We start from the raw sequence: 24,423 nt of genomic DNA, 5'->3' as shown, positions 1-24,423 counted from the left end.
ACATTTGACTCGCTCTGCTCGCCCCTTCGGGGCCGTGCTAAAGCACGTTCAGCCTTCGGCTGTGAGCCTGTTTTTGACGCGGTATTCGGCAACGCAGATAGATTTTCAACGACCTGCTAACGATCCTGCTTGATTTTATTGACGATGGCGGTAGTGGAGCAATTCTCCACATGAGATAACACCTTGACCACGCCGCCATAGGCTTTGACAAACTCGCCACCGACAACCTGATCTTCGCTGTAATCCCCCCCCTTCACCAGAATCTCAGGGCGCACCTTCTCCAGCAATGCCTCGGGAGTGTCTTCACTGAAACTCACCACCCAGTCCACGGCCACCAGCCCGGCAAGCACCGCCATGCGCCGATCTACACTGTTCACCGGACGACCAGAGCCTTTCAGGCGACGCACCGAATCATCATCATTGATCGCCACGACCAGTCGGTCGCCCAGGGCTCGGGCATCCTCCAGATAGGTCACATGGCCAGCATGGAGAATATCGAAGCAACCGTTGGTAAAAACTACCTTCTCACCATGAGCCCGGGCATCCTCCAGCGCAATCAACAACTGTTCGGCGCTTACCACTCCGCGACCGCCACCCTGCTGACGCTGAATGGCGCGACGCAATTCGGGAGCACTGACGGAAGCGGTACCCAGCTTACCGACGACAATCCCCGCAGCAGTATTGGCCAGAGCCACCGCGTGTGGCAGATCAGTACCCGCCGCCAGAGCCGTGGCCAGTACCGAAATGACGGTATCCCCGGCACCGGTGACGTCATAAACTTCTCGGGCCTGAGCAGGGAAATGCAGTTCAGCACAGCCACGACGCAACAGGGTCATGCCTTTCTCACTGCGTGTAATCAACAGGGCCTGCAGATCCAGCTCTTCCAGCAGCGCCAGTCCCTTGTCGACCAGCTCCTGCTCCGTCTGCACCGTCCCTACCACCCCTTCAAACTCACTCATATTGGGAGTGATCAGCGTCGCCCCCCTATACTTCGCAAAATCCTTGCCTTTAGGATCAGCAACAATGGGCAGACTTAGCTGCCGAGCGGCAGCAATCAACTCGGGCACATGTTGTAATGCGCCTTTGTCATAGTCCGAAATCAACAGCACGCCCGCCCCTGTCAGGGCAGGTTTAGCCTGTTCCAGCAAAGCGGCCGAATCCTGTTCACGGAAGCGCTGCTCAAAGTCCAGCCGAATCAACTGCTGCTGGTGAGCAATGACCCGCAGCTTGGTAATAGTGGGATGCCCTTCTACAGCATGAAAATGACTGTCTACACCGGCAGCCTGAAGCCGTTCCCGTAGCGCCTGCTCGGCCTCATCACCGCCTGTCAGCCCCATCAGTACTGCTTTACCGCCCAGTGCCGCAATGTTCAGTGCCACGTTCGCCGCACCACCAGGACGGTCTTCCTGATTTTTAACCCCCACAACAGGTACGGGTGCTTCAGGGGAAATACGTGAAGCGCCACCGTGCCAGTAACGGTCAAGCATCACATCACCTACAACAAGCACGCGTGCCTGCAGGAAATCCGGCAGTGATAACTTCATGACAACTCCTTGGGAACAACATCGGCAGACGCATCAGCCGCCTGCTCATGTGATTCATTGAACTGCATCTGATGCAGCTTGGCATAAGCGCCGTTACGCGCCAGCAGCTCGGTGTGACTACCCTGTTCGACAATCTGCCCCTGCTCCATCACCAGGATTCGGTCGGCTTTTTCGATGGTAGACAGGCGATGGGCGATCACCAGCGTAGTACGCCCCTTCATCACTGCTTCCATGGCAGCCTGAATATGACGCTCAGACTCAGTATCCAGTGCGGAGGTGGCCTCGTCGAGAATCAGTATCGGCGCATCCTTAAGAACAGCTCGGGCAATCGCCAGGCGTTGGCGCTGGCCACCGGATAACAGCACGCCTTTTTCACCGATCAGGGTGTTCATTCCTTCCGGCATACGCTCAGCAAACTCCAGTACATGTGCCGCTTCGGCTGCCTGTTGGATTTGCTCGTCAGAACGCTCACCCAGACCTGCGTAGGCAATGTTTTCCTTCAGGCTGCCAGCAAACAGCACGACTTGCTGGTTCACCAGTGCAATGTGCTGCCGCAGATTATCGAGCTGGTAGTCATTGATATCGACACCGTCGATCAGAATCTGGCCCGGCGCCACATCGTAGAAGCGCGGAATCAGGCTGGCCAGTGTACTTTTACCTGACCCTGAACGCCCCACCAGCGCCACCGTCTCGCCCGGTTTGATATCAACACTGATTCCTTTCAGTACCTGACCACCCGTGTTGTACTGGAACTCCAAATTGCGAATCTGGATCTCACCACGAACACGCTCTAGTCGATACGTACCGGAATCAACCTCAACCGGTTCATCCATCGTGCTGAATATACTTTCTGCGGCAGCGATACCCCTTTGCAGCGTGTTGTTTATCTCTGCTAACGCTCGTAGCGGCTGAACAATCAAACCTGCAGCTGTAAGAAAGGATATGAAATCACCCGATGTCATGGATTTATTCCATGCTGGGTTAAGTGCCATGAACACCAGCATGGCCATAGCCAAAGCCACAAAGAACTGGATGACCGGCGTAGATATTGCCTCGGTGGCGACCAGCTTCATTCCTTGTTGCTGGTTACGTTGACTGGCCTTTTCAAAGCGCTGACGCTCATACTCCATACCACCAAAAATGCGCACTACCTGATAGCCCTGCAAAGCCTCAGAGGCAGTGTGAGTGACATCTCCCATAGAGTTTTGAATGTTATGACTAAGCCGGCGAAAACGCTTGGATGCCGTGCGCACCCCCCACGCTATGAGTGGCGATACCGTGAAAAATACCAGCGCCAATCGCCAGTTTAGAAACACCAGATATCCCATGAGCCCTATTACAGTGAACCCTTCACGCACCACCGTTTTCAGTGCGCCTGTTGCTGCGCCTGTCACCTGATCAACGTTATAAGTTACCTTGGCCAACAGATGACCGGTGGTATGCGCATGAAAATACTGACTGGGTAAACGTATTAAGGTGTCAAAAATATCGCAGCGCAAACTGTGAACCACTGAGCGCGAGACATAGGCGATACCATAACTGCCAACAAAGCTGCCCAGCCCACGTACAACAAAGACACCCATGATGGTACCGGCAAACAGCCAGTGAGCATTGGGAGTCGGTGACGCTAGCTCATCCACCAGATGCTTCATTAATTTGGCAAAAGCAGCTTGAGAGCCAGCCACAACCATGAAACCTAACATACTCAGCAAAAACGCTGGCCAATAAGGCTTAACGTAAGCCAGCAATCGGCGATAGGTAACCCAGCCCTTGGGAGAGTCTGCTGTTACCGTCGCTCCATTGGTTGAATTACTCATACTGTCCTTTTCTGTGTGAGATGGCGTTGGTCGTCTTGTCGACCGAAACGCAGATCAGAGCTTCTCCGCACGGAGACAACACCGACCAATGTGCGGAAGCCGGGCAAGCCCGGCTGTCCATCAAGGTATCCGCCCTTTGGGAGGATAGACGACTGAAGCACGGCGTGATCAGCGACCCACACCGTAATAGGTAATGCCCTGCTCGCGCACCAGGGCGGGCTCATATTGATTACGACCATCAAAAATCAACGGTGTGGTGAGACGGGCAGCAATTTCGCCGAACTCAGGCTGGCGGTATTGCTTCCACTCGGTCACCAGCACCAGAGCCTCTGCATGTGTCAGCGTATCGTACTGATCGTCAATAAAGCTCAAACGCCCGTCCTCAAACCATACTGGTGGGAACTCTCGCCGCGCAGTATCCCGAGCAACCGGATCGTGTGCCCGGACTCGTGCACCGGCATCAATCAGTGCATTGATCAGTTTGATCGATGGTGCTTCCCGCATATCGTCGGTACCGGGTTTAAAGGCCAGCCCCCACACGGCAAAGGTTTTGCCCACCAGTGACTGACCGCCAAAGTGCTCGCTGATGCGATTGAATAGATAGTCTTTCTGCAGCTGATTACGCGCTTCCACCGCCTGCAGCAGGTGCGCCTCAAATCCCGCTTCCTGACTCATGTGCACCAGTGCCTTGACGTCCTTGGGGAAACAGGAACCACCGTAACCACAGCCGGGGTAGATAAAGTGATAGCCAATGCGACTGTCGGAACCGATGCCTTTCCGCACTTTCTCGACATCCACGCCCAAACGGTCACAGAGATTGGCCACTTCATTCATAAAGGAGATTTTGGTCGCCAGCATGGCATTGGCCGCGTACTTGGTCATTTCGGCATCCCGTACCCCCATGAACAACACCTTGTCATGGTTGCGGGAAAATGACGCATAGAGTTGCGCCATCAGTTTTTTCGCGGGTTCGGAGTCTGCCCCCACAACGATACGGTCTGGTCGCATGAAATCCTCGACGGCAGCCCCTTCCTTGAGAAACTCAGGATTACTGACCACATCGAAGTCGATATCAACTCCACGCGCATCCAGCTCGCTCTGGACAGCTGCCCGCACCTTATCAGCAGTGCCTACAGGCACTGTCGACTTATCCACAATGACAGCATAGTCGTCCAAGTGTTGCCCAATCTCCCTGGCTACGGCCAGTACGTATTGCAGATCCGCAGAGCCATCTTCACCGGGCGGCGTACCCACAGCAATAAAGTAGATATTGGAATTGGCCATTGCCTCTGGCAGTGAAGTGGTGAAACTCAACGAACCACTGTGCACATTGCGCTGCACAACCTCTTCAAGGCCAGGCTCATAGATCGGAATAATGCCCTGCTTCAGGCGTTCAACTTTCCCCTGATCAATATCGACGCAGGTTACCTTGTTGCCCATTTCAGCAAAGCAAGCTCCTGTAACCAGGCCCACATAACCTGTCCCTACAACTGTCAGACGCAAAATATGTTCCTCATCCTCAAGCGGGCATGACGTACCACGGCGAATAAACGCACATGGCACCATGTCTGCTACCACTAATTCAGGACACGCCACATAGCATGCCGGTTCAAGGTAGCCCCGTAAAAAACTGCGCACTATAATAGCGTGATTTTCTCTGGAGCAATAATACGCAGTGTCAGGAGAAGCCTCTTCCTCATCCTGGCGGGATTTTCTCGCCCCCCGTTTCTGGCCAACCTGGATGGTGATTGGCCTGATGCGAATCCTTACTATACTGCCGACGGCCGTTGGGTTGTTTATCGGTCGTATGTTAGGCCGTCTGATTTTCCATACCGTGGTCAAGCGTCGACGAGTGACGCTGGTCAATCTTGGCATCTGCTTCCCTGAGCTCAGTGATCAGCAACGCTGGAAACTGGCCCGCAAGACCTTTGAAGCCAATGGTATGGGGCTGGTGGAAACAGGCTACGCCTGGTGGCGCCCTCACTCCTGGTCAGCGGCGCGGGTCAAGGCAGTCGGCCTTGAGCATCTGCAGGCAGCGCTGGACAGAGGCCGTGGCGTCATTCTGCTGAGTGCCCATTTCAGCGCCCTGGACCTCAGCGGCCCATTGATTCTGCCTTTTGTAAAAAACTCTGCCGTATTGTATCGGCCGCATAACAACCCCTTGATGGAGCACTTTATCTACAAGGGCAGACAGACATTCTGCGAACCTATTGATCGCAGTGAGTTCATGTACGCACGCAAGTGCCTCAAGCAGAACCGCTGTGTCTGGTATGCCCCTGATCAGGATTTCGGTGCCAAGGGTTCGGTATTTGCCCCCTTCTTTGGCCACCCGGCAGCGACCCTGACCGCGACGGCTAGACTACCCGCACTGAATCGTTCGCCGATGGTGATGTTCAGTGTCTATCGTGAGCCGGACCACACTTACACGCTGATGTTCGAACCCGTCGAGCCGTTCCCGACCAAGGACGACCTGGCCGACGCCACCATGATCAACAGCGTGATTGAACGCTCTATCCGCCGCCATCCCGAGCAGTACATGTGGATGCATAAGCGCTTCAAAACCCAGCCGGATGGCAATCAACAACTGTATAAGGCAGCTAGATGCTAACGGACACTCTTGGTCCCAAAGATGCCGTGGACTTCTCGACAGTGAAGCGAGTGTTAGTCATCAAGCTGCGTCATCACGGTGATGTTCTATTAACCTCTCCGGTATTCCAAGTACTGCAGAATCATTACCCACACTTAGAAGTGGACGCGCTAGTGTATGACGATACACGTCCTATGCTTGAGCACCATCCAGCTGTGCGTCAAATCCACACTGTTGGCCGAGAGTGGAAGCACTTCGGCCCTTATGCAAAGTTTAAAGCGGAGCTTGCGCTGCTCCGCGACTTAAAACTGCAGCGCTATGACCTGGTGATACATTTAACCGAATCACGGCGTGGTGCTTGGTTGTGCCGGATGTTGAAACCACGCTATGCCGTAGTACGGCGCTATGAAAATCGCCGAGATAAATTCTGGTTGAATAGCTTTACGCATCACTACAAAAGCATAGGAGGCAACCGCCGCCATACGGTCGAAATGCACCTGGATGCGTTGAGACGTATAGGTTTGCAAGCCTCAGAGGACGAACGTCGGCTTGTCATGTGTCTGGATAGTGAAGCTGAACAGCGAGTCAACGAGCTATTTAAATTATCGAAACTCAAAGGGCGCTACATTCATATCCATCCGACTTCACGCTGGTTGTTTAAATGCTGGTCTGTGGAAAAGTGTAGTCAGCTGATTAACAGACTTAGTGCAAGTGGACATCAGATTGTATTAACCGCCGCCCCCAGCAGTGATGAGCTGAAGATGATCGAACAAATAACCTCCAGGCTTACTATGCCGATCGTCAATCTTAGTGGGCAACTGCGCTTACAAGACCTTGCTGTCGTTGTTGCACGTGCAAGATTGTTTATAGGTGTAGACTCTGTCCCTATGCACATTGCCGCTGCGCAGCAAACACCGTGTGTAACAATGTTCGGTCCTAGCGGGGAGGTAGAGTGGGGACCATGGCAAAGCCCTCACCAGCTAATCACATCCGACCGACACCCCTGTCGGCCTTGTGGACAGGATGGTTGTGGCAACTCAAAGGTAAGTGACTGTCTTGAGCAATTGGGGCTAGACCGTGTAGTAAACGCTGTTCAACTTATGCTGACGCAAGCTGAGCAATGACAATCAGCACACTCCAGATATAGCCATGATCAAACTAGCGATAATACGCCAGCAGTACCGACCTGACGGAGGTGCAGAGCGCTTTGTAAGCCGAGCACTGGAACTTCTAAGTCAGCGCTCAGAACTAGACGTTTCGATCGTCTCCCGCCAATGGCTTAGCGACGCTTCCAGTCCATTTCACTCTATTAGCTGCAATCCTCCAAAACGGGGAAGAATAAGTAAAGAAAGGGATTTCAATCAGAAAGCACTTCAGATACTGGCAGAAAATAATTTTGATATCGTGCAATCCCATGAGCGGATTCCCGGCTGCACCCTCTATCGAGCCGGAGACGGCGTACATCGTGAATGGCTGAACCAACGCGCGCGAATTCTGTCTCCACTGGCTCGCTGGTGGCAGGAGCGAGACCCTTATCATCGCTATGTGCTGAACACAGAACGGGAGATGTTCACTCACCCTGAGTTACGCGCCGTTATCTGTAACTCACAGATGGTCAAAAATGATATTCTGCGCCATTTTGATATAGATCCAGCTAAGCTACATGTCATTTATAATGGCGTGGACACTAGCATATTCAATCCTAATGTGACGTCCTTTAGAGTTGAGTATCGCCAGCGTTTTGGCATTCCAGCCGAGGCTCCATGCCTACTATTTGTCGGCTCAGGTTTCTTACGTAAAGGCCTCATGTGCGTACTGAGGGCAATGGCAGAAAGTCCGCGAAAAGACCTGCATCTTATAGTTGTTGGCAGAGATAAGCAGCAGCGACAGTATCAACACTTTTGTGAGAAACACCGCTTTGCCAATAGAATACATTTTGTAGGAGTACAGAAAGATGTACGACCTTATTATGGTGCAGCAGATGTACTTGTACATCCTGCTCTCTATGACCCATTTCCAAATGTGATATGGGAGGCACTAGCATGCGGACTACCAATAATAACTAGCAGTAGTTGTGGAGGAGCTGAACTGATTGAACATGGGGCTCCTGGGTTAGTTATTGACGCCCTTGACCACAAAGCCCTTTCATTGCACTTCGAGCCATTAAGAGAGGCAAGGGAAAGACAAGCCCCAAATTTAATTGACCATATAAGCGACACATCATTAGAACAATGCTTATTACAACTTTATAGAAATATAGCAAATCATGCATGACGCCTCTTTAAATCAACCAAAGTCACTGATCAAGGCCACATTCATCGGCATGTGGGCACTTTTCATCCATTTGGCAAGCTTCTTTTCTTCTGCGCCAACAAGCATTAAAGAAATTGCGGCCTCAGTACTAATGTTAAGTGGTATTTACTGCGCATACCACCGACCAGACACATTAATCAAAACAATTAAAACTCCCCTCTTTTTTGGCTATGCCGTTTTCTTATTTACTCTGTTATATAGTGTATTTATTTCACAAAACCCCTACAAAAGTTGGTCCGAAGTTAGTTCATTACTTATCTTCAAGTTATTTCTAACACCTTTGGCAATCGCCATCATTATGCAAACCCGCAAGATGTCAGGTTTTGTCCTCTGCTCCCTGGCTTTTGCCTTAGTGGCAACACAAATTGGCGACTTGCTGCAATATTTCCTGGAATGGTTATTACCAGATCAGTACCCCGTGTCAGATGCATATGCGCATAGAGCTCGAGCAGATGGACTTGTCATTTTGCTACCATTTGGTTTATTGCTTTGGCCGCAGACAAGTACAATATATAAGCGCATCCTTTTGACCGTTATCCTAATACTCTGTATAGCCCTGCTGATTGGTACTAACACACGAGGAGCAATGCTCGCCGCAGCATTTATAGGCCTGCTTTGGCTCACTCTCTGCTTAAAGCGACATGAACAGGCTTTATTTTTAGCCCTTGCAGGTGTGGCTATACTAGCTACTTTCACATTCGCCCCCAGTAGCATCCTCAGTCATTTAACCCTAACCACTAGCAACGGTCGCGCAGGTGATGGGGTATGGGGAGCCGCAATAGAATTAATCAAAGCTAATCCATGGCTAGGCTACGGCTATGGCCAATACACTACAGCCTACAACTCCGCTTTACCGTCCCACCCTGAGTGGATATTTCAATCTGCAATGGGGCCACACAACCTCTTGTTAGGCCAATGGGCAGAAGGTGGTGTTCTTCTACTGCTGGGTACTCTGCTTTTTTGCTTATTAATGATGTGGTATCCATTAACTACAGCTTTTCGGCTAGAAAAAAATAGCATTGATCAAAGCTTACTACTTGCTCTATGGCTATCATTCACTGGTCAGAATTTAGTTCGAGGAATAGTTGAGATGCCAGAATTCAACTTCTGGGGAGTACTTGTAGGAGTCACTTTAGGGGTGCTCATTCAGCAACGCAAATCCCAAAGCATAATGAAAGAATAGTCGCTTCATGTAAGACTGCCAACGAAATGACTTTAATAACCATTGCAATAACTATACTGCATTAAGACCGCTGATAAATTTCACTATCCCTTCTGCACGAGCAAGCCATGAATACCCTTTTGCTACAGATGATGCACGGTTGCCTAGCTTCTCACACAGCGAAGGCTCCAAAACCAGACAACTCATAAGTTCTGCAAAAACCTCAATATCCTCTGGATCGCATAACAATGCATCTACTCTTGTAGTTAAAACCTCTCTGATTGAGGGCACATCAGCACTGATAATCGCCTTCCCCATAGCCATATATTCAAATAACTTGAGTGGAGATGTGTATCGACTGGCAATGCTTGATTGAGTGAGAGGCAATAAACATATATCAGCCTGAGCAATAAGCTCGAAGCGCTGTAAGGGGTCGATGGGCCCCAGAAAGTCTACCCGCTGCAGCACTTCCAATTGCGTAGCCAAATGCTTGAGTTCAGCAATCCGCAGTTCTCCACCGCCAGCAATCCATAGCCGCCCGACAGGCACCAGCGGCATTGCCCTGATCAGAGTCTCGACCCCCTTCCATGGATGCAAGCTACCAAGGTACAGCATGACGGGCTCATGATTGGGCTGGCGTACAGTTTTCAGAGCCTCTGCTGCCAACTGAAGATCAACACCATCTGGTGCCACATGAATAGGAGTATCGACCTTAAATACGTCTTGAATATCGTCTGCCAGAGCCTGAGTAAGGGTCAAAATGCCACTGGCATGCTGATAAACGAAAGCCTCACGTATTTCTAAAGAATGAAGCTTTTTCTGCTCCTTCCTGGTGGGGACAACATGTTCTTCACGATATGTCTGGCTAAAAATTTCGTGCGTTTCAAATATCAGAGGAATCTTTATACCCTCTTTGAGGATGCGTTCTGCCAACTTCAGGTTACGTACCAATATTGCATCTGCATCATTCTTCCGCAGCCACGCCAAGGCCTGACGATAGAACAGTCGGTTAGACTTTGAAATGTGCCACCAACGGCGAGAGTAATCCGTTAACCCAAAAAACTGCGCTCGCTCATGTACCTGCCGCCCCAGCAGGCTGTCTGCAGAGCACTGCGCCTGAGGGGTAATCACATATACATTCGCCCCTGCTTGAGCTAGACCATCGACGGTTTGCAAAATCTGCAGTGATTCCGTCGCAGGATCAGGAACCCGATGAGGGTCAAGATAAGCAATACGCATCAGTGCGACTCCAACACTTTTAGTAAGCGTTGAGCAGCCATACGCCATGTAAACATCCGTTCAATACGCTGACGAGCCACGCGCCCCATACGGGCTCGCAATTCAGGCTGCTCGATAAGAGTCAATAACTGATCCGCCAGATCCTGGGCATGGCCGGGAGTAAACAGCAGCCCGCTACCACCCTCATTACCCACCACTTCTGGAATGCCACCGATGTAACTGGCAACAACCGGCAAGCCACAACTCATTGCCTCAGCAATAGTGATACCGAATGCCTCATCACCAATGCTGGGAAAAACTCCCATATCACATGCGGCATAGAGCTTGGGTAATTGCGCATGAGCACAAGCGCCTGGCATGATCAGCCGCTCCGCTACACCAAGTTTTTTCGCCAGCTCAGCCAGACGAGACCTCTCTTCACCATCCCCCACAATAAGTAGCTTCACGGGGTGACAGTGCAGACGTGAATCTGCTAACGCCTGTACCGCTACCGACAATCCCTTCCAGCCGACCAAACGGCCTGCAAAGCCGATGACGATATCTTGTGGATTTAAGCCAAGCGTTGCTCGCGCTTCACTCCCGTCCTGCGGATGAAACACTGCAGTATCAACACCGTTGAACATCACCGTAGGGAATCGTTTGAAGTGATGCTGTAGCTGCCATGCATTGAAGTTACTACAGGCCAACCACGCCGAAATACCTTGCGCAAGTTTACGGTCACCACGAATAAAATCAGTGCCACCACTCATAAAAGCAAAACGCGTCCGATGCTGTTTGGGCATAAGGCGCGGCCAAAAAAAATCAAACGGTTTAGTCAGTACAGCCCAGTCAAAGTGCTGTGCAATGAAATGCTGGCGTGCATGGCGAGAAAAAGACCAACGCTCAACCAAACGCTGGAACCGACTTCCGAGATCCAGCACTCGTTCCCTGGGAGTGAAAGAAAAACGGTGTATATGTACTTCGCGCCCGGCTAAGTCAGGCTCCAGCTTTCCACTACCACCATACACATGAACTTCATGACCAAGATCAGTCAGTGCGACGGCAAGTTGCCATACAGCCGTCTGTACTCCGCCATACGACACCGTCGTTGTAACGTCGATAAAAGCAATTTTCATTGAATGATCCTAGAAAGCTGCTGCAGGCTGATATCAAGTATCAATAGCTGTAGCACCTGCTCTGCATAGGCAGCATCACCTCGTCGGTAACGTGCAACCAGCGACTCTATAGCCACTTCGTTCAACTGCCCCCTCGTAATCACCTGTAAGCGCCGACCAAGCCCGTCATAGTACTGAGCCAGATCGTTGAGAAGCCAATGCTGCAACGGCGGGTTGAAACCACGTTTTTTACGATGGAAAGGACTAAGCCCCTGCAACGTCTCGCAGGCATACGCCAAAGCCTGCTTAACTGGTTGAGTGAAGCGCTGCGAGGCTGGCAACCCCATAACCTGCTGCACAAAAATATGGTCCAGCAAAGGAGACCGGCCCTCCAGGCCATGGGCCATTGTCGTCAGATCAGCTTTTCGCAAAATGTACTCTGGGAGGTAGTTGGCCATGTCTATCGCCAACAGTTGCTGCAAGGGATCATCAGCCTGCCAGTCAGGTGCTCGCCAGTAATGCGCGGGGAAATGGGGTAAGGAAGGCTGCAACGCTCGCCGTTGAGCTGGTGTAAATCCGGAGAAACGTAAACTGTAAGCCTCCTGCCAGCTCAGCTGCCACTCGTTTATAACTTTCAACAGACCTTTACGTTTTAAACTGGCCGGGCTTTTCCGCCAAGGCAATCGAATCCCAACACGAAAGTGCCGTTTGAGATGTTGTTGGTAACGCTTATAGCCACCAAACAGTTCATCCCCTCCATCCCCATTCAGGACAACCTTGACCTCATCAGTAGTACGTCGTGCCAGATACCAGAGAGGAATACAGGACGGATCAGCAAAAGGTTCATCCATATCCGCAACGATGCGCTCAAAATCCGCTTTGATCGAGTTTGGCATAACCTCTCTATGAAATGGCATACCTAACTGCTCAGCTGTAGAGCACGCATCGTCCCCCTCATCGAGGCTGTCACCCGGAAAGCTGGCAGTGAATGCCTTGAGATTGCTAAACCCTAAAGCGTTCAGACGTGCAGCCAGCACAGTGGAGTCCACACCACCACTCAGAAGCATACCCACAGGACGATCAGCTACGGTGCGCAGCCTGATGCTATCGTCAAGACACTGACGATAGTCCGAGTTCTTTGCTTCCGGCCTCCAGTAACAGTTTTTCTCTAACGAACCAGTATCCAGGTCGTAGCAAAGGTAATGCCCATTCTCCAGACGGTTAACACCGTCAAGTATGGTATGAGGGGCCGGTACATAGCGGTGAGTCAGGTAGGCATCAATGGCGGCGGCAGAAAACTGGCGAGCTGCCGCTGGCACCATAGGTATCAGCGCCCGCAGTAAAGAAGCGTATCCAAGCCCCTGTTCGCTATGATGATAAAGCAGCGGTTTGAGCCCCAGGCGGTCCCGGATCAGCCAAACCTTACGCGTACGCCAATCCAGCAATACGATAGCAAACATACCGCGGAGACGAGGCAGCAGCCCTTCTATTCCCCAATAACGATAGCCATGCAGAATAAACTCACTGTCCGAGCGGGTTCTAAACACTGCTCCGTTTTCACGCAGGATGTCAGCATCATCTTCCCAACCGTAGACCTCGCCGTTATAGCAAAGCCAAACGTCCTCATCACTGCAGGTCATGGGCTGATCAGCCTCTGGCCGAGGATCGCGAATGGATAAGCGCGCATGCAACATGCCGTGGCTCACACCTTGCTTGACCCTTTCGCCTTGCTGATTCCACCCACACCAATGCTGAGCGTCGGGGCCTCGCTGCGCTAGTGAGCGCAACATTGGCTCTACAATATCTTCGCCCTGCCCTGAGGCAAGATTAAAAAAACCTGCAATACCACACATCAGCGATGGCCCCTGGAAAACCTGTCGAAAATGGCTTCCATGCGATCCAGCATGGTCTCCAGGCCAAAATAACGTTGTGAACGCTCGAACGCCGCCTCTGCCATTCTCTTTGCGAAGGCCGGGTTATCCAGGTAACACCGTAATGCCTGCTCAATGGCAACACTGCTGCGAATGTCCACCAGTAGGCCAGTCTCTTCATGCTGGACAGCATCTCGCATACCACCAACCGCTGTCGTAATAACAGGCAGCCGGGTAGCCATTGCCTGCATGACAGCCTGAGAAACACCTTCATCGCCGTAGGAAGGCAGCACAAAGATATCCATCATATTGAGCCAGTCTTCTGGATTGTGCTGATTGCCAACAAAAAGCACTTTCTCCTCAATGCCAAGCTCTCGCGCCAGGCGCTCCAGGTTGTGTCGCTGTGGACCATCACCCACTACCAGCAATGACAGATCAGAGTACTCACCCTTTAACTGAGCGAATGCCTCGAATAGGTAAGCATGCCCTTTCCAATTACGCAGCGTCGCAAGAATGCCAATAATCCTTCCGTGCAGATGCCCATGCCTGCGCAACGATTCACGATCTCCGGGGCCAAAACGGTTCAAATCAATCCCTGTCGGCACAGAGGTCATGGACGATAACGCAAACCCATTGTGCTCGGCTAAATGCTGCCGCAATGGTTCTCCTGTCACAACCAAGTGCTGTGCAGCCCGCTGATACAGCCAATGGGAGGATGCCTTTTTGCTGATGGGGGAGGATACATGGCGTGTGCGCACGATCGGAGGTGAGTCTCGCAAACTGAGACATGCCAGCGCTGTTAACCAGGAATCTGTCGAACTATGTGTATTAAGTACATCAATATCCTGATGATTAGCTGCCAGCCATCTCCTCAACGCCATCAAAGCTGACACTTTTTTTCTGGCGACAGGCAAAGATACGACGTTGATACCTCGTTCCACAGCGGCGTTGTAAATGTCAGCCTCAGACGGACACACCAGCGTTATTCTATGCCCACGAGACATCAATCCCTGACTTTCGCTGAGGATACGTAGCTCCTGCCCCCCCCAGCCACATGAACTCTCAGTATGGACTATATGTAGTTTTCTCTTTGGCATGACGCTCAATCAGTGCTCCTGGCTGTTGACTCCAGCAGTGCTTTGCAGCCCTGCCATACTGTCTCCACATCAATTTGGGACATATCATGCTCACCGCCATTCTCTGCATCTGGATGAGCAATCACTATCAATGAAGGATGCTCCAGAGGTCGCAAGCGAGAGGGGAAGTGATGATAGAGGGCAACCATCGGCAACGCCAAAGCACCTCTCAGATGGGTTGGTCCAGTGTCAGGCCCGACATACAGATCAAGCATGCTGATCAGCGCAGCATTCTGACGGAAGGAGAAGCATGCAACTGCGGACAAAATACGACTATCTCCGTGAAAATGAGTCACGACGTCACGTGCTTTATCCACTGACTCTCTCCCGCCTAACAACACAACTCTCCCGTTGGGATAAGCCGAGAACACTTGCTCAATCAATCCGTACCAGTGGCTCAATGGCCAATCACGGTAAGACTTGGTGGGGAATGAAGACAGCTGAATCCCCAGCAATGGAGAGCCATTTTCCGCACTATTGCTCTTTAACCACCTCTCGGCCTGCTGTTGCTCGCCCTCCAGCACCTCATACGCACACCTCATACCGGCAGGCTTAACGCCAAATGCACTCACCAATCGCATGCGGTCAGTCACAATATGCAGCGGCATTTCACTAGGAGACACCTGAATATCCACCAGACCCGACTGAGAAATATCCGCTACAGCCTCACTCACTACAAACTGGCAGTGCTTGCGCGCCAAGCGTAACTCCTGCAGGTTATTGCCAAATACAACACCCAGGTCATAACGGGGGAAAGGCCAATACTGCAGCCACTTCAGCCTGAATTTACCGGTACGAATAAGACGGTCAATAAACGGCAGCCCTTCAAGCACTCTACCTCGCTCATGGTGGCTCAGTACCGTCACACAGGCTTTTGGATAGTGTTGCTTGAGTGCTCGTAATGCAGGAGTAGCCGCAAGTATGTCGCCATACCGTGCCATCAATATGACCAGAATATGCTTGGGCGATTCGATCTCAACAGGCTTAAATTCTGGCGGCATTGATATTAGGTACCTTAAAGAGCAGGCCAAAGGGAAAACTCAAACACAATGCACGACATCACAGTCGGCACTCTATACCACGTGACAAACTACTAGGCATGAGGAGACTCAAGCAGCACATCACCTGCGTTAAATAACGCTGTTACATCAGCGCTCCTTAGAGGGCAATCGTGATCATCGGCTTTTATTGCCAGTAGGCTGACTACGGCGTCTAATACCTGCTCCATCCGGATATCGATCACATCGCAACTTTCAGGTTGTAGCAGTCGGTGCGGCACCCCCCACGGATGCCAGGTTTGCGCAGGCGTTTGACCAAACAAGCAAACGATAGGCTTCCCAAGCGCAGCGGCGATATGCATTGCCCCGCCATCACTGCATAGCACGTAATCACACAGATCAAGGCCAGCTACCAACTGCTCCAGCTTAGTCGTCACTAATGGCTGGACGTTGGCTGACCCTACCTCCTGCAATATCCGATAAGCTTTAGCATCATCTCCAGGATGGCGAGGATTATCTTCTGCTCCAGGTGACCAGAATAAGAGAATGCTTAAGTCAGGACTCGCCTGCAGTACTTGCCGAATAAGCTCCACCCACTGGGATACAGGCCAGCGTTGGCACGTTTTACGGGCACTAATATGGATGCCCAGTGTCTTGCCCACACGCGTTGGTAGCAACGACTGTAACTGCTGTCGGACAGCAGGGACAGATCGTATGAGCATGGGCGGTATCGTTTGAGGAATACCATCATGCAGACCAAGCCTGTACACAGCCTCAACATGATGAAAATCGGCAATCTCGCCCTCAAAACGATGGGTGATTCGCTTGTCTTTCCCGTTTACCGGCGCATAACCGATGACATTTTGACACCTCAGCCAGGAAACAAACTCTGCAGCCCGAGCAGAATAAGCAGAGCCCGCCAGGTAAACACGGTCCCAATAGTGCCTACGCAACTTTAACATCGTTAAAACAGTGCCCAGATATACACTCCAGCGTGATCGATGGGCCTCTCGATGCTTAGCTTTTTCGTAAACAAATACCTCATCAACCGCTGGGTGATCAGATAAAACAGCGGCGTTATATGAGTTAACAAGCACCGCAATATGGGCATCGGGATAACGTTGCCGCAGCCCCAGCAGTAAAGGGGTGGTACATACTAAATCACCAATATTGTCTCGGCGAATGACAAGGATTTTCTTTGCTTGCTCTGGCATTAAAACTTCTCATCCAAGTCATTTTCGGCAGCAATGCGATCAGGCTTTCGATAAGCCCGCACCTTGGCATATTTGATAAAACTGTTGAAACAGCCAATAGCGATATGTACCAGCCCCGGGACACCGTCCCTGAACCCCTGTCGCACCAGATAGAACTTGAGAAATCGCAGGATCGGGCTACCAACCAGCTTGCTGCTGCTGATACGCTTGCCGCGGGCAATCAGGTTGTCGGCCTGCAGGCTGGTATAGCGATTCTGCTTGAGCAAATACTGCTCCAGGCTTTCTGCTGACTCATGCAGCAGATCCCCTTTCAGTTTACCTACCCGACGCTCGTGACCATGGCTGGCATCCACCCAGTCCACCTTTTCGTGGACCTCATCGGCCGTCCACTGCAGCTGGCGACGGTCAAACAGACGCAGACTGTAGTCCGGATACCCTTCTCCGTGGCGCAGCCAGCGCCCCATAAACAGATTGCAACGTGGCATACGAAAACCGGCCAGCACCGGTTGCTGCATCGCCGCCTCAATGCTGGCACGCAGCTCCGGTGTCACCTGTTCATCAGCATCCAGGCAGAGCACCCAGTCATGCCGGGCCAGCTCGACGGCCTTGCGCTTCTGCGGCCCGTAACCCAGCCAATCCTGATGCACCACCTTGGCACCAAAGCGCCGGCATAGGGACTGAGTACCATCATTGCTGCCTGAATCAAGCACCAGTACTTCGTCACAGAACTCCAGCGAATCAAGGCAGGACTGGATTCGCGATGCTTCGTTAAAAGCAATAATGACTGCCGACAGCGGCTCCCGACTGCGACGCTTCACTGACTTTCCTCCAGCAACTGTAACCATCGTTGCCATACTCGCTCAGGTGTCAGGCTACGAAAGACTTCCGGCTCCACTACACTGCCCTCCGGTGCAGTGAACTGCCTCGCCTCCAGCCAACACTGACGTTCGCCATAGCCTCCTACCAGTGCCGGATCAGTCGGTCCGAACAGCATCAGATTGGGCACACCCAGTGCAGCCGTCAGATGCGCCAGTCCGGTATCCACCGCAATGACACCACGGGCTCCCGCCAGCACTTCTGCCACCTGAGTCAAGCCCAGCCTGGGCAGCACCTCAACATGGCCGAGCCCTTCCGCCAGTCGCTGTGCCCGCTGCTGCTCACGCTTCAGGCCCCAGGGCAGCTGCACCTGAAAACCCGCTGCGCCCAGCCGCTGCAGCACGTCACGCCAGTATTCTTCCGGATAATGTTTGTCTGCCCGTGTCGTGGCATGCAGGCACACCACTTTTTGTGAGTTACGCTGCCAGGGAAAGCGTTGCTGCAGACCAAAGTCACCTGACTGGTCAGGCAGGCGGTAACCCAATGCCTGCGCAAATAACTGCCGGGTACGTTCCACCGCATGCTGCCCCCACACTACACGCAGGCGCCGGTCATAACACAGGCTGGCCAGAGGCTCACGCGCACTGTGCCAGTCAAAACCAAAATGCGGCCCACGCGCCTGACGTGTGGCAAAAAAGGCACTTTTCACCAGCCCCTGAGCATCAATGATGGCATCGTAGTTGAGCGCACGCAGTTCCTGCCGATACTGACGCCATTCCCGCCAGGTGGTGGCATCCTGCAAATGCTTGCGCCAGCGCCGGATGGCTATCGGAATAACCCGCTCCACGGCGGGATGCCAGTTGGGAATGGCACTGAAACCTTCCTCGACCACCCAGTCAAAGACAATACTCGGATCCGCCTGACGGGCATCGGTCAGGGCAGGCAGCGTATGAATCACATCTCCCATGGAGGAGGTCTTGACGATCAGAACCCGCTTCACATCCCCTCCTGTACTTGCCCGATCATGGTCTGGCGCCCACCTGTGCAAGGGCTGTCAGCACCTGCTGCGGGGGTAACTCTTTCAGACACTTATAGTGACCATAAGGACAGCTGCGCTGGAAGCAGGGGCTGCAGTCAATGCCAGTACGAGCAATATTGACTTGCTGACCCAGGGGCGGGGTAAACGTCGGCGAGGTGGAACCATAAACAGCCACCAGAGGTCGCTGCAGCGCCGCCGCCACATGCATCAAACCGGAATCGTTGCTGACCACGGCATGCGCCAGCGCCAGCAGGTCTACGGCATCGGCCAGTTCAGTCTGACCGGCCAGATTGAAACAGCGGGCCTGCTGGTCTGCTGCCTGTAACCTGATAATTTCTGCAGCACCGTGTTGGTCTTTGGCCGAACCAAACAGCCACACTTGCCAGCCTTGCTGCAGGTAGTGAGCGGCAACCTCAGCATAGTGACTTTCCGGCCAGCGTTTGGCTTCACCAAACTCCGCACCTGGGCACAGGGCAAGAACGGGTCTGTCCAGTGTCAGTCCGAGGCGTTGCATCTGCAGATGCTGGTTGTTGAGGTCAGGCTGAAGCTCGGGCCAGGGCAGTTCTGGCAGTTCGCTGGCGTGGCTGACGGCCGGCCCTGCCAGCGCGGCGAAGCGCTCGATCATGCGCGGGAAAGCGGCCTTGTCCAGCACTCGTATATCGTTCAGCAGCAGGTAGCGCATCTCACCGCGCCAGCCGGTACGCCTGGGGATACTGGCAAACCAAGGCACCAGCGCTGACTTGAGAGAGTTGGGAAGTACGATAGCCTGATCATAACCGCTGATGGCCAGCTGTTTACCCAGCGCCCGGCGCACGCCGATATCCAGCTTGCCGTGCCCCAGCGGCATGGCAATCGCGTGGCGAACTTCGGCCATACGCGCCATCAAAGGCAGGCTCCATATCGGTGCCAGTACGTCAATCTCGGCCTGCGGATCACGCTGCTTCAACAGTTTGAATAGGGTTTGAGCCATGACCATGTCCCCAACCCAGGACGGCCCGACGATCAGTATCTTCACTCGCGTACCATTTTGAAGTTGCCGGAAGCCTATTCTCCCGACCAGACCCGCAACACTGAAAAGAAATCAGCGCACAACGTCGATCTTAAGCAGAAAAGCACCGAAAAAGTGTCATCCCCCGAAAGCAGGCCATGATAATTAACCCTCCTTGGAAAAACTACTGTAAAGGCCATCCCTTGCACTCTGCTGACCCACTCCAGGCATAGCGCAACACTATAATCCAGCCCGACGCAAGATAATCCTGGTCACGCCAATTCCATTTTCAGTCGGGATGCATACAATCAAAGCCTTGCAGTTCAACTGCAGGACTTTCCAGGTATCGACCTCTGCTCAGCTCGCAGAGATGATGTTTGCCAGTACCTCTTACCTTAACTTCTAGATGAATGAAGGTAGAGCCACCGCCAACCGTCAGCAGCGTTCGGGGCCGAAACCAGCAACTCCCAGGCTACCTCACGAACCCTTCTTCACTCATCGAAGTATTTCGTGAGTCAGGCTTAACAGCGACAACATTAGGATGATCTGTTATGGCGGCTTTTGGCTCCGTTTTCATGCCTGAAATGGCAATTTCCTGGTTTGATGGTGAACAGTGGAGTGGTACCAATGTGGTGCCCAGCGACAGCCTGCAGCTGCACCCCGGTGCTCATGTGCTGCACTACTCCAGCACCTGTTTCGAAGGGCTGAAAGCCTTCCGCCACGAAGACGGCTCCATCAAGATTTTCCGCATGGACCGCAATATTGCCCGTCTGGCACAGAGCTCACAGCTGTTGTCGCTGCCTGAAGTGGATAAGGATCTGCTGGCCGACATGATCAAGACCATCGTCGCGCGCTTTGCGGCAGATGTACCCGCCCGCCCCGGTTCCATGTATATCCGCCCCACCCACATCGGTACTGAAGCCGCTGTCGGCAAGGCCGCCGCGCCTTCACTGAGCTCCTGCATGTACGTTCTGCTGTCTCCGGTCGGCGACTACTTCGCTGGCGGTGACCGTGCACTGCGCCTGCTGGTGGATGATGAAGGCATGCGTTGCCCACCGCACATGGGCATGGTCAAGAGCGGCGGCAACTATGCCGGTGCCCTGATGCCAACCCTGAAGGCCAAGGCTGAATACAAGGCCGATCAGGTGCTGTTCTGCCCCAACGGCGATGTACAGGAAACCGGCGCTGCCAACTTCCTGCTGATCGACGGCGATGAAATCATCACCAAAGCGCTGGACTCCAGCTTCCTGCACGGCGTGACCCGTGATTCCATTCTGACCCTGGCCCGCGATCTGGGCATGAAAGTCAGCGAGCGTGAACTGAGCGTGGACGAGCTGCTTGAACGTGCCGCCAAGCCCGGCACCGAAGCGGCCCTGTCCGGCACAGCTGCCGTCCTGGCACCTGTCGGCACACTGATTCACCATGGCAAGGACATTGCTATCGGTTCAGGCGGCGTAGGCAGCACCACCGTCAAGCTGCGCAAAGCGCTGAACGATCTGCAGTGGGGCGTGAGTGAAGACAAGTTTGGCTGGCTGACCAGCATCTGAAACGGCCATTCAAGCCGCTGAAATAACAAAGGGAATCGACGGATTCCCTTTGTCGTATCTGGCGCAGTCACCCTCCGCTGCTGACGACCTGCTGAACCTCAGTCACATGTCGGCCACTACCAACTTCTCCCACAGTGCACTGACGGCCTCACGTAGCTGATCCAGCTGGCCATCCGTAACCACGCCGGACTGATTCTGCAGCGTCAGTCGATGCCCCGCCGCGCGATAGGTTTTATAGGCTTCACGTAAGGTCTCCGCTTCCTGTTCACTCAACAGCGCCACCTGCTCAGCGGCATCCAGAATGCGGATATTGTCGGAATACTGCACCAGCTGGGGATAACGCTCGGCATAGGCCAGCGCCATGAACTGCACCAGAAACTCAATATCGACGATGCCTCCCTGATCCTGCTTCAGATGGAAAGCCTGTTCTTCACCACCGCTGCCGAGACTGTCCCGCATCTTCTGCCGCATCTGCAGCACATCCTGCCGCAGGGCTGGCAGCTCGCGTCCCCGCGCCAGACAGCTCACTCTGGCCTGCTCAAAGCGGTGTGCCAGTCGTGGGCACCCCGCCACCACCCGCGCTCTGACCAGCGCCTGCTGCTCCCAGGTCCAGGCTTCATTGTCCTGATAGCTGACAAAGGCTTTCAGTGAGCTGACCAGCAGCCCGGAAGCGCCAGAGGGCCGCAGACGCATGTCAACCTCATACAGGGTGCCGGACGGTGTGAAGGTCGTCAGGCTGTGGATAATCTTTTGTCCCAGCCGGGTGAAGAACACCTGATTGGCCACCGGTTTGTCTGGCCCTTCGGTTTCACCGTTCACTGACGCGTCATGCACAAATACCAGATCCAGATCAGAGCCGTAGGACAGCTCGATGCCACCCAGCTTGCCATACCCCACAATGATAAAATCCGGGTCGCACGGCTCGCCGTCCTCACGCCGCGGCCTGCCATGACGATCAACCAGCGCCTGCCAGCACATCTGCAACACCCGTTCAAGAATGACCTCCGCCAGCCAGGTCAGGCTGTCAGACACCTTCATCAGGGGCAGCACACCGGTTATGTCGGCTGCCGCCGTACGCAGCACCTGGGCATGTTTGAAATAGCGCAGGGCTTCCATCAGCTGCTCGGTATCCTGCTCCGGAATACGCAGCATCAGCTGGTTCAGCTCATCACGCAGATGCTGTTTGTCCATCGGCTTGTAGAGCGCGCGGGTATCGATCAGCTCATCCAGCAATACCGGATAACGCGACAGATGCTCGGCAAACCAGGAGCTTGCCGCACATAAGCGCACCAGCTGCTCCAAGGCCTGCGGGTTCTCACTAAGTAGTAACAGATAAGCTGTACGGCGCAGCACCGCCTCCACCAGCAGCAGTACCCGCTCCAGCGTCTGCTCAGGTTCGGGTTGTCTGGCCACCAACGGCATCAGCAACGGCACCAGCGCCACCAGTCGCTCTCGTCCCATAGGCTGCATCACCTGATAGCCCTTACTCAATTTGAGATGGACAATGGCTTTGAACACCCGCTCTGGTGCACTGAACCCCTGCTCCTGCAACCAGGCGGTAGAGACCTCATCGCCTTCCTCTGCATCCCAGCAGCCGATCCAGGCCTCGCCGCCACTGTCGGCCTCACTGCTGTCTTCCTCTACGTCAGTAATCACCTGATCAAAGTGATGGCGCACCTGCTGCCGATGGGACTCCAGTAGCACACTGAATGCCTCCCACGAATCACAGCCCATAACCCAGGCCAGACGCTGTCGCAACAGCGCGTCATCGGGCAGCAACTGGGTCTGCTGATCCGCCTGGGCCTGAATGGCGTGTTCAGTATCACGCAGGAACAGATAGGCCTTGGTCAGCAGATCCACCACCGCTCGCGGCATACCCACCGCCTCAGGCAACAGTGGCAGGATGGCCAGCAGTTCCCGTTGCTGCAGACGCTTGTCACGCCCGCCACGGATCAGCTGAAACGCCTGAGCGATAAACTCCACTTCACGAATGCCGCCCCGTCCCAGTTTGACATTGTGCTCAACCCCTTTGCGCCGGACTTCCCGATTGATCATCTGCTTCATGCTGCGCAGCGACTCGAAGGCGCTATAGTCCAGATAACGGCGATAGACAAAGGGACGCAGGCTGTCGAGCAGACGCTCACCGGCCTGCCTGTCACCGGCGACCACCCGCGCCTTGATCATGGCGTAGCGCTCCCAGTCCCGCCCCTGCTCCTGATAGTAGGTCTCCATAGCAAGGAAACTGGGTGCCAGCGTACCGGCTGTGCCATAGGGGCGCAGACGCATATCCACGCGAAACACAAAGCCATCCACGGTCTGCTGATCCAGAGCCTGAATCACCTTCTGTCCCAGCTTGACGAAGAACTCTTCATTGGACAGCTCACGCTTACCGCCCTGAGTGTCGCCCTTTTCCTCAAAGGCAAAAATCAGATCGATATCGGACGACAGATTCAGCTCTTCCGCGCCCAGCTTGCCCATGCCCAGCACGACCAGCTGCTGTGGCTTGCCGGACTCCCGCCCGACAGGCACACCAAAGCGCTCGCACAGGCGTGGATAATGCCAGTCGATAGCAGCCTGGATACAACTGTCTGCCAGCAGGGACAGCACGGCGGTGGTTTGCTGGGTGGAGTGAATGCGATTGAGGTCTTTCCAGATGATGTCGGTCATAGCCCGATGGCGGAACAGACGCAGATTTTTCTGCAGCGCCTGCTCATCGGCCGCTGACAGCACCAGCGCCTGCAGTTCATCACCCCAGATATCGACCGACGTCAGCGTCTGTCCTTGCAGCTGACAAAACAACCAGTCGGGATGGCGCCGCCACTGTTCGACAACATAGTCGCTGCCCAGCGCAACCTGACACCACGCCGGGTGATCAGCGGGAGAAGCCTGTTGCAGCTGGTCACACTGTGCAGGTGTCCAGAAGGGACTTTCAATGAGTTTGGCCACCTGCAGCTGAAGCAGCTGCGCCAGCTCAGCAGGTAACAGGGCGGTGGGCGGGGAATAGCGGGTGGCGGGAATAAGAGTGCCCATCGGCCCCTCCTTTTTTATTGTCTGTCGA

At 53.6% G+C, this 24,423-nt stretch carries 18 protein-coding genes; 5 read left to right on the top strand and 13 right to left on the bottom strand.

Features of this window, described 5'->3' with window-relative positions:
* Nucleotides 1-116 precede the first annotated feature (116 nt).
* From hldE to WH50_RS01040, 3 genes are all read right to left on the bottom strand, one after another.
* Nucleotides 117-1,544 carry a bifunctional D-glycero-beta-D-manno-heptose-7-phosphate kinase/D-glycero-beta-D-manno-heptose 1-phosphate adenylyltransferase HldE gene (gene hldE / locus WH50_RS01050; protein ID WP_110185641.1) on the bottom strand — a complete coding sequence of 476 codons (1,428 nt, stop codon included), beginning with the start codon at nucleotides 1,542-1,544 and terminating at the stop codon, nucleotides 117-119.
* Nucleotides 1,541-3,361, bottom strand: a complete 1,821-nt coding sequence (msbA, locus tag WH50_RS01045) for a lipid A export permease/ATP-binding protein MsbA (RefSeq protein ID WP_110185640.1) — start codon at nucleotides 3,359-3,361, stop codon at nucleotides 1,541-1,543. Before msbA ends, hldE begins: the two co-directional genes overlap by 4 nt.
* A gap of 168 nt (nucleotides 3,362-3,529) precedes the next feature.
* Nucleotides 3,530-4,924: a UDP-glucose dehydrogenase family protein gene (locus WH50_RS01040; protein WP_341476815.1), complete on the bottom strand. Its 1,395-nt coding sequence runs from the start codon at nucleotides 4,922-4,924 to the stop codon at nucleotides 3,530-3,532.
* Between the two features lie 112 nt (nucleotides 4,925-5,036).
* On the opposite strand from WH50_RS01040, the gene WH50_RS01035 reads away from it, so the two are divergent.
* The 4 genes from WH50_RS01035 to WH50_RS01020 are packed head-to-tail and all read left to right on the top strand — an operon-like array spanning nucleotide 5,037 to nucleotide 9,444.
* Nucleotides 5,037-5,969: an LpxL/LpxP family acyltransferase gene (locus WH50_RS01035; RefSeq protein ID WP_279305892.1), complete on the top strand. Its 933-nt coding sequence runs from the start codon at nucleotides 5,037-5,039 to the stop codon at nucleotides 5,967-5,969.
* Between the two features lie 50 nt (nucleotides 5,970-6,019).
* A complete protein-coding gene (gene rfaQ, locus WH50_RS01030) occupies nucleotides 6,020-7,072 on the top strand; it encodes a putative lipopolysaccharide heptosyltransferase III (protein WP_207780124.1) in 1,053 nt (350 codons plus the stop codon).
* A 25-nt stretch (nucleotides 7,073-7,097) separates the two neighbouring features.
* Nucleotides 7,098-8,222: a glycosyltransferase family 4 protein gene (locus tag WH50_RS01025; protein ID WP_207780123.1), complete on the top strand. Its 1,125-nt coding sequence runs from the start codon at nucleotides 7,098-7,100 to the stop codon at nucleotides 8,220-8,222.
* Nucleotides 8,215-9,444 (top strand): O-antigen ligase family protein, encoded by a 1,230-nt coding sequence (locus tag WH50_RS01020; protein WP_110185635.1) that lies wholly within the window; start codon nucleotides 8,215-8,217, stop codon nucleotides 9,442-9,444. The genes WH50_RS01025 and WH50_RS01020 overlap by 8 nt, the downstream gene beginning before the upstream one ends.
* A gap of 51 nt (nucleotides 9,445-9,495) precedes the next feature.
* On the opposite strand, the gene WH50_RS01015 is transcribed toward WH50_RS01020, so the two are convergent.
* From WH50_RS01015 to waaF, 9 genes are all read right to left on the bottom strand, one after another.
* Nucleotides 9,496-10,662, bottom strand: coding sequence for a glycosyltransferase family 4 protein (locus WH50_RS01015; protein WP_165838258.1), 1,167 nt, complete (start codon nucleotides 10,660-10,662; stop codon nucleotides 9,496-9,498).
* Nucleotides 10,662-11,777 carry a glycosyltransferase family 4 protein gene (locus WH50_RS01010; protein WP_110185633.1) on the bottom strand — a complete coding sequence of 372 codons (1,116 nt, stop codon included), beginning with the start codon at nucleotides 11,775-11,777 and terminating at the stop codon, nucleotides 10,662-10,664. The genes WH50_RS01015 and WH50_RS01010 overlap by 1 nt, the downstream gene beginning before the upstream one ends.
* Complete coding sequence (gene asnB, locus WH50_RS01005; protein ID WP_110185632.1) at nucleotides 11,774-13,609, bottom strand: asparagine synthase (glutamine-hydrolyzing); 1,836 nt, start codon at nucleotides 13,607-13,609, stop codon at nucleotides 11,774-11,776. Before asnB ends, WH50_RS01010 begins: the two co-directional genes overlap by 4 nt.
* Nucleotides 13,609-14,724, bottom strand: a complete 1,116-nt coding sequence (locus WH50_RS01000; RefSeq protein ID WP_110185654.1) for a glycosyltransferase family 4 protein — start codon at nucleotides 14,722-14,724, stop codon at nucleotides 13,609-13,611. Before WH50_RS01000 ends, asnB begins: the two co-directional genes overlap by 1 nt.
* A 5-nt stretch (nucleotides 14,725-14,729) precedes the next feature.
* Nucleotides 14,730-15,794, bottom strand: a complete 1,065-nt coding sequence (locus WH50_RS00995; protein WP_133251209.1) for a glycosyltransferase family 9 protein — start codon at nucleotides 15,792-15,794, stop codon at nucleotides 14,730-14,732.
* 62 nt (nucleotides 15,795-15,856) lie between these two features.
* Nucleotides 15,857-16,975: a glycosyltransferase family 9 protein gene (locus WH50_RS00990; RefSeq protein ID WP_110185630.1), complete on the bottom strand. Its 1,119-nt coding sequence runs from the start codon at nucleotides 16,973-16,975 to the stop codon at nucleotides 15,857-15,859.
* On the bottom strand, nucleotides 16,975-17,793 hold the full coding sequence (locus tag WH50_RS00985) for a glycosyltransferase family 2 protein (RefSeq protein ID WP_243409938.1): 819 nt from the start codon (nucleotides 17,791-17,793) through the stop codon (nucleotides 16,975-16,977). Before WH50_RS00985 ends, WH50_RS00990 begins: the two co-directional genes overlap by 1 nt.
* Complete coding sequence (gene rfaC / locus WH50_RS00980) at nucleotides 17,790-18,791, bottom strand: lipopolysaccharide heptosyltransferase RfaC (RefSeq protein WP_207780121.1); 1,002 nt, start codon at nucleotides 18,789-18,791, stop codon at nucleotides 17,790-17,792. Before rfaC ends, WH50_RS00985 begins: the two co-directional genes overlap by 4 nt.
* A gap of 22 nt (nucleotides 18,792-18,813) precedes the next feature.
* Nucleotides 18,814-19,845, bottom strand: a complete 1,032-nt coding sequence (gene waaF / locus WH50_RS00975; protein WP_110185628.1) for a lipopolysaccharide heptosyltransferase II — start codon at nucleotides 19,843-19,845, stop codon at nucleotides 18,814-18,816.
* A 524-nt stretch (nucleotides 19,846-20,369) separates the two neighbouring features.
* On the opposite strand from waaF, the gene WH50_RS00970 reads away from it, so the two are divergent.
* Complete coding sequence (locus WH50_RS00970; protein ID WP_110185627.1) at nucleotides 20,370-21,365, top strand: branched-chain amino acid aminotransferase; 996 nt, start codon at nucleotides 20,370-20,372, stop codon at nucleotides 21,363-21,365.
* A gap of 102 nt (nucleotides 21,366-21,467) precedes the next feature.
* Here the strand turns inward: WH50_RS00970 and glnE are convergent, their stop codons facing one another.
* Entirely contained in the window at nucleotides 21,468-24,395 is a 2,928-nt protein-coding gene (gene glnE / locus WH50_RS00965; RefSeq protein WP_110185626.1) for a bifunctional [glutamate--ammonia ligase]-adenylyl-L-tyrosine phosphorylase/[glutamate--ammonia-ligase] adenylyltransferase, read from the bottom strand.
* Nucleotides 24,396-24,423 lie beyond the last annotated feature (28 nt).

It is taken from the genome of Pokkaliibacter plantistimulans, from assembly GCF_003194385.1.
Lineage (GTDB): Bacteria > Pseudomonadota > Gammaproteobacteria > Pseudomonadales > Balneatricaceae > Pokkaliibacter > Pokkaliibacter plantistimulans.
This window is presented reverse-complemented; position numbering and strand designations above follow the sequence as displayed.

Bases quoted from the DNA above. Each gene is read 5' to 3' on its own strand.
- hldE (WP_110185641.1), bottom strand. From the start codon at position 1,544: ATGAAGTTATCACTGCCGGATTTCCTGCAGGCACGCGTGCTTGTTGTA.
- msbA (WP_110185640.1), bottom strand. From the start codon at position 3,361: ATGAGTAATTCAACCAATGGAGCGACGGTAACAGCAGACTCTCCCAAG.
- WH50_RS01025 (WP_207780123.1), top strand. From the start codon at position 7,098: ATGATCAAACTAGCGATAATACGCCAGCAGTACCGACCTGACGGAGGT.
- WH50_RS01020 (WP_110185635.1), top strand. From the start codon at position 8,215: ATGCATGACGCCTCTTTAAATCAACCAAAGTCACTGATCAAGGCCACA.
- WH50_RS01015 (WP_165838258.1), bottom strand. From the start codon at position 10,662: ATGCGTATTGCTTATCTTGACCCTCATCGGGTTCCTGATCCTGCGACG.
- WH50_RS01010 (WP_110185633.1), bottom strand. From the start codon at position 11,777: ATGAAAATTGCTTTTATCGACGTTACAACGACGGTGTCGTATGGCGGA.
- asnB (WP_110185632.1), bottom strand. From the start codon at position 13,609: ATGTGTGGTATTGCAGGTTTTTTTAATCTTGCCTCAGGGCAGGGCGAA.
- WH50_RS01000 (WP_110185654.1), bottom strand. From the start codon at position 14,724: ATGCCAAAGAGAAAACTACATATAGTCCATACTGAGAGTTCATGTGGC.
- WH50_RS00990 (WP_110185630.1), bottom strand. From the start codon at position 16,975: ATGCCAGAGCAAGCAAAGAAAATCCTTGTCATTCGCCGAGACAATATT.
- WH50_RS00970 (WP_110185627.1), top strand. From the start codon at position 20,370: ATGGCGGCTTTTGGCTCCGTTTTCATGCCTGAAATGGCAATTTCCTGG.
- glnE (WP_110185626.1), bottom strand. From the start codon at position 24,395: ATGGGCACTCTTATTCCCGCCACCCGCTATTCCCCGCCCACCGCCCTG.